4 protein-coding genes are annotated in these 6,448 nt (G+C 64.6%); all 4 read left to right on the top strand.

What is annotated here, in order from left to right; genetic code table 11:
- Nucleotides 1-119: 119 nt before the first annotated feature.
- The 4 genes from pstS (at nt 120) to istB (ending at nt 6,063) form a co-directional block, all read left to right on the top strand.
- Entirely contained in the window at nt 120-1,217 is a 1,098-nt protein-coding gene (gene pstS / locus AC5Y7V_RS31110) for a phosphate ABC transporter substrate-binding protein PstS (RefSeq protein WP_499883767.1), read from the top strand.
- A 17-nt stretch (nt 1,218-1,234) separates the two neighbouring features.
- Nucleotides 1,235-3,205: a serine/threonine-protein kinase PknD gene (locus AC5Y7V_RS31105; RefSeq protein ID WP_499883766.1), complete on the top strand. Its 1,971-nt coding sequence runs from the start codon at nt 1,235-1,237 to the stop codon at nt 3,203-3,205.
- A gap of 531 nt (nt 3,206-3,736) precedes the next feature.
- Nucleotides 3,737-5,254 carry an IS21 family transposase gene (gene istA / locus AC5Y7V_RS31100; RefSeq protein ID WP_499883765.1) on the top strand — a complete coding sequence of 506 codons (1,518 nt, stop codon included), beginning with the start codon at nt 3,737-3,739 and terminating at the stop codon, nt 5,252-5,254.
- Complete coding sequence (istB, locus tag AC5Y7V_RS31095; protein WP_499883764.1) at nt 5,251-6,063, top strand: IS21-like element helper ATPase IstB; 813 nt, start codon at nt 5,251-5,253, stop codon at nt 6,061-6,063. The genes istA and istB overlap by 4 nt, the downstream gene beginning before the upstream one ends.
- Nucleotides 6,064-6,448 lie beyond the last annotated feature (385 nt).

Here is a 6,448-nt window from a genome sequence, read left to right as displayed (position 1 = left end):
ACGTGGACGTTCACCTGCTACGTTCACCAGAACCTCCTTGGTGCGCGAGGCAGTGGCAAAGTAAGTGTCTCGGGACCTTGTAGGTGTTTTGGGACCTTTACCTTTGGGAGAAGAGCTCTGTGAGACTCACCCGAACTGGCGCCTTGAGCCTGCTAGTGGCTAGCGCACTGGTGCTATCGGGATGCGGTGGCCGTACAAACGCCCCCTCAGGATCCTCGGTGAAAGTGGACTGCGGCGGCAAGGAGGAGCTCAAGGGCGCCGGCGCGACCGCACAACAGAACGCGATACAACGGTTTGTCTACGTGTATTCCCATGCGTGCCCCGGTCACGCGCTGGACTACGAGGCAAATGGCTCCCGCGCCGGCGTAGAGCAGTTCATCAAGAACGAGACAGACCTGGCGGGTTCCGGCGTGCCGTTGGACCCGTCGACGGGTGAGCCCAACAAGGCGGCTGCGCGATGCGGGTCCCCGGCGTGGGAGCTGCCGGCGGTGTTTGAGCCGATCGCAATCACCTACCACATCAGCGGCGTGAGTTCACTGATGCTGGATGCGCCCACGATGGCGAAGATCTTCAACGGCACCATCACCAGGTGGGATGACCCGGCGATCAAGGCGCTCAATGCAGGCACCAACCTGCCCTCGGCGGCCATTCACGTCATTTTCCGCAGTGAAGAATCCGGTAACTCAGCTAACTTCCAGCAATATCTCGACGCTGCATCCGGCGGTGCCTGGGGTAAGGGCCACGGCCTGACGTTCAAGGGGGGCGTCGGTGGCGGCGCCGACGGGGATGATGGCGTGACCGCGACCCTGCAGACCACCGACGGATCGATCACCTACACCGCGTGGTCGTTCGCGTTGGGCAAACAGTTGAACATGGCCCAGATCATCACGTCAGCGGGCCCGGAGCCTGTGTCGATCACTGCCGAGTCGGCCGGCAGAACGATTGCCGCAGTTCGGGTCACGGGGCAGGGAAATGACCTCGTCTTGGACACATCATCGTTCTACAAGCCGGCGCAGCCGGGTGCATACCCGATCGTGGAGCCGACCTATGAGATTGTTTGCTCTAAGTATCCGGATTCCGCGACAGGAACCGCGGTAAGAGCGTTTATGCAGGCGATAACCGGTCCGGGCCAAGACGGCTTGGCGCAGTATGGATCTATCCCGCCGCCGGGCTGGCTACAGTCGCGGCTACTGACAGCGGTGAACGCTATCTCGTAATCACATAAAGGAGTTCGATGCCAAACAGTGAGCCGGGTTCGCGGACGGGGTCGTTTTTTGGGCCCTATCGGCTGATGCGGCTCCTGGGGCGCGGCGGAATGGGCGAGGTCTATGAGGCCGAGGACACCCGCAAACACCGGGTGGTGGCGCTGAAGCTGATCTCGGAGCAATTCTCCGCCAACCCGGTGTTTCGCGAGCGGATGCAACGCGAGGCCGACGCCGCGGGACGGCTGACCGAGCCGCATGCGGTGCCGATCCACGATTACGGCGAGATCGACGGGCAGCTCTATTTGGACATGCGGCTGATCGACGGCGTTTCTCTGCACAGCATGTTGACGCGCGACGGTCCGCTGCCCCCGGCACGGGCGGTGGCCATCATGCGCCAGGTCGCCGCCGCGCTGGACGCCGCGCACGCCAGCGGCATCACGCACCGCGATGTCAAACCCGAAAACATCCTGATCACTGGCGACGACTTCGCCTATCTGGTGGATTTCGGTATCGCCCGCGCAGCGGCCGATCCAGGGCTGACCCACACCGGAATGGTGATGGGAAGCTACAACTACATGGCACCAGAGCGGTTCACCGGCGGCGAGGTCACCTATCGCGCCGATATCTATTCGCTGGCATGTGTATTGGCCGAGTGTCTGATCGGGTCACCTCCGTATCCGGCCGACAGCATCGAACGGGCGGTCGGCGCGCATCTGACGGAGCCTGCCCCGCGGCCCAGCCAGCTGCGACCCGGGACGGTTCCGGTGGCGCTAGATCAGGTGATCGCCAGAGGCATGGCGAAAAACCCAGAAGAGCGCTATCGCAGCGCCGGTGAACTCGCCACCGCGGCCCACGATGCACTGACCGCAGCCGAGCAGGGCCAGGCGGCCGCCATTCTACGGCGCGGCGAGAAAGCTACCCTGTCGACCGATGCCGCGGATACCGGGCTGGGCAGCGCCGACGATGTGACCTTGGCCAGGGCATGGTCACGAATGTCGAACTTGCCCAGGACGCCGCCTGTCGCCAGCACCGGCAGCCGGCGCAGCCGACCCGGCACCCCGCCCTCCGTCAGCCCTAGGGGCTCACTGGACTCTGGTCAATCGCACCCCGCATCAGCGGAGCCTCGCCGCAAACGCAAGCGAATCCTCGTCGGCACTGCCGCACTGCTAGTGATCGTCGCCATCGGCGTCACGGGGTATCTGGTAACCCGGGGACCGCACCCATCGAGGTCGGCGTCCGGTCAAAGTGTGCTGCCGTTGACCGGGCTCGGCTTCCCCTTCTCTCCAGGCGGGGTAGCGCTGGATAACACAGGCGGCGTGTACGTCACCAGTCAGGGCATGTACGGGCGGGTGGTGAAGTTGGCTCCGGGTTCGAGCACCCCAACGGTGCTGCCGTTCACCGGCCTTTACCAGCCGCAGGGGCTGGCGGTAGACACGAACGGCACCGTGTACGTCGCCGACTTCAACAACAGGGTGGTGAAGCTGGATCCCGGATCGAGCACCGCAGCGGTGCTGCCGTTCACCGGCCTCAATTTTCCGCCGGGAGTAGCGGTCGACGCTGCCGGCAACGTATACGTCGCCGACCGGGGCAACAACAGAGTGGTGAAGCTGGACACCAGGTCGAACACGCAGACTGATCTGCCGTTCACCGGCCTCAATCATCCAGATGGTGTGGCGGTGGACGCCGCCGGCACCGTCTACGTCACCGACTCCGACAACGATAAGGTGCTGAAATTGAATCCCGGGTCGAGCAACCCGACCGTGCTGCCCTTCACGGGCCTCACTGTGCCCTCGGGTATCGCGGTGGACACCGGTGGCGCTGTCTACGTCACAGACCATGAGAGCGGCAAGGTAGTGAAGTTGGATCCCGGGTCGAGCAACTTAACGGTGCTGCCCTTCACCGGCGTCCACCCTGTGGCCGTGGCGGTGAACACCGCCATACACAAAGTACTTGTCGCCGACAACGGCAGCGGCGATGTTGTGGAGCTAGCAGGGAGCTAAACGGGGTGTCTCGCAGCCGCAGGCCGCTTGAGGATCGACTTTCGATATTGGGTCGGCCGCCTGCCGATTGCGGCGTCAGCGCCGCATTGGACGCCAACTTCCAGGCGCCTTGACCGAACTGCAGAGTTGGCACGATCGCCGGTAAATCGTGTTGAGCCGGACCGCATTGAGCATGAGGTGGCAGGGCACGCTGTCGAAAAAATTCTGGGGTTCCAAATTGATGACGCAGTTCCGTTCCCCATTCTCCAGGAACGCTGCCCGCGTGACGCGTATAGGTCGAAGACCGACTGTTCGCCTCTGACGCTGTTGACGGGCCAGATAGCGGGGGGCGGCAACAGGTCAGATGCGAGACAGCGCGTGGCTAGGATGTCCGTGGCCATGAAAAAGTACCCACTGGTGGCCAAGTCGAGGTATCCGGTTTTGGCCAGGTAAAAGTATCCACCCCGTGTTCGTCGTGTCGATCAGGAACTGCGGGCCCCGATGGTGACGGTGAAGGCGCCAACCACTCAGCGCCACCACCGGGGAGTTCCATTGAAGTCTGCGAGGGACCGCATGGAGATTATTTCTGCCTACCAACAGCTCGGGTCCTACCGAGCCGCCGCCGGCGCGTGTGGCACCACCCACCGCACCGTCAAGAAGGTCGTGGATAAGTTCGAGGCCGACCAGGCCGGCGTGGCGCCACCACCGCGATCCGAACGAGCCCACAACTACGACTCGGTGGCCGAGTTGGTCGCCGAACGCGTCGAGAAGTCGAAAGCTCGGATTTCGGCCAAACGTCTGCTGCCGATCGCGAAGGCCGCGGGTTACGAGGGCTCGGCGCGTAACTTCCGTCGTTTGGTCGCCGATGCGAAGGCGTTGTGGCGCAGTAAGAATCACTCCGGTCGTCGTCCGGCGGTGTGGTCACCGGGCGAGTATCTGGTGATCGACTGGGCCGAGGCCGCACCGGGGTTGTTCTTGTTCTGCGCGGTGCTGGCGTTCTCTCGGTGGCGGTTCGTGCGCTTCGCCACCGACCAACGCGCGTCCACGACGTTGGCGTTGATCGCCGAGGCCCTGGCCGCGATCGGCGGTGTCCCTGCTCGGGTGTTGGCCGACCGGATGGCCTGCCTCAAGGGCGGCGTGGTCGCTAACGTCGTGGTGCCCACCCCGGACTACGTCCGCTTGGCCGCTCATTACGGGTTCGCCCCGGATTTCTGCCACGCCAACGACCCGCAGTCCAAGGGCATCGTGGAGAACCTCTGCGGATACGCCCAGAGCGATCTGGCCGTGCCATTGCTGACCGAGGCGGCCGTCGCCGGCACGTCGGTGGATCTGCGAGCGGCCAATGCGGCAGCAGCGACGTGGTGCGCCGAGGTCAACGCCGCGGTGCACTCGGAGATCGTCGCGGTCCCCGACGAGCGGCTGATCGTCGAACGTGAACTGCTGCAACCACTGCCATCGCTGCGTTTGCGGATCGGGGCGCCGTCGGTGCTGCGCAAGGTCGACCGGCTGTCGTGTGTGCGCTACGGATCGGCCCGGTACTCGGTGCCCACCCGACTCATCGGCGCCACCGTGGCCATAGTCGTCGATCACGGCGCGGTCTGCCTCGTCGAATCGTCCACGGGGATGATCGTGGCCGAACACGAACTCGTCGCCCCCGGCAGTGCGTCGATCCTCGACGCCCACTACGACGGACCCCGCCCGGCACCCAACCGCGGACCTCGCCCGAAGACCACCGTCGAGAAACAGTTCTGCGACCTCGGCGAGGACGCCCAGGCGTTCCTGGTCGGCGCCGCGGCGATCGGCAACACTCGCCTGGCCTCGGAGTTGGAGGTCCTGCTCGCCTTGGGCGCGGCCCACGGCACCGACGCCCTGATCTCCGCGCTGCACCGGGCGGTGGCGTTCCGACGGTTCCGAGCTGCTGACGTGCGCTCCATCTTGGCCGCCGGGACCGCAGCACCGCGGCCCCGCCCGGCCGGTGACGCGCTGATCCTGGACCTACCCGTGGCGCCGACCCGTTCACTGGACGCCTACAAGATCAGCACCGTCGTCGACGACGAGGTGATCTCGTGACCAAGACGCCACCCGCCACCGACACCAAACCCGTTGCCCCACCGTCGGTGCCGCCCTTGGCGTCCGATCTCGATGCCGGGCTGCGCCGGTTGAAGCTGGCTGCCGTGCGCCGCACCGCGCCCGAGGTGTTGATCACCGCCAAGACGCAACGCTGGACCCCCGAGGAAGTGCTGCGGACTCTCGTCGAGACGGAGTTGGCGGCGCGGGATGCCTCCAACATGGTCAACCGACTCAAGGCCGCGGCGTTCCCCGTGCCCAAGACGTTGGAGGCGTTCGACCTCGCCGCCTCCTCGATCCAGCCAAAGGTGTTCGACTACCTGGCTAGTCTGGAATGGATTCGGGCACAACAAAACCTGGCGATCATCGGTCCCGCCGGCACCGGCAAGTCCCACACCCTCATCGGGCTCGGGATCGCCGCGATCCACGCCGGGCACAAGGTCCGTTACTTCACCGCCGCCGACCTCGTCGAAACCCTCTACCGCGGCCTGGCCGACAACACCGTCGGCAAGATCATCGAATCCCTGCTCCGGGTCGACCTGATCATCCTCGATGAACTCGGCTTTGCCCCGCTGGATGACACCGGCACTCAGTTGTTGTTCCGGCTCGTCGCCGGCGCCTACGAACGCCGGTCCCTGGCCATCGGGTCGCACTGGCCCTTCGAACAATGGGGACGATTCCTACCCGAGCAGACCACCGCGGTCAGCATCCTCGATCGCCTGCTGCACCACGCCACCGTCGTCATCACCGACGGCGACTCCTACCGCATGAAAGACGCCAAACACCGGAAGGAGAGCCCCAAGCCAACCTAAGAACTACCGCACGGAGTGGATACTTTTATCCGGCCACCAGCGGATACTTCAACCTGGCCATTGACATAGGAACAGGATGGCCATCCCGCGGCGGCCATCGCAGCCTGTACCGGGCTTCCCAGCGACCTAATCTAAAGCCTTCAGTTCGGCATGGCGGCGAAACCGAACTATCCCTCATCCGCCATCGTAGATGCGACCTCGGTCCTTCACCTAGTCCCGCACCGAACCGCTACTGGTTCGCTCACCGACCTGGTCAGCACGCTGGCCGCGTTGCCTTCGTCGGCCTGCCAGCTTCAGCGCACTCACCGAAGTAGACGGACACAATGAGGCCATAGCCCTGTCGGCGCCTTCGCCGATCAGCCAACGTGTCAACGGCGGTTGAAAA

This window comes from Mycobacterium sp. NGS34 (assembly GCF_059812845.1).
The sequence above is the reverse complement of the archived record's forward strand: the minus strand, read 5'-3'. Positions and strand labels throughout refer to the sequence as shown.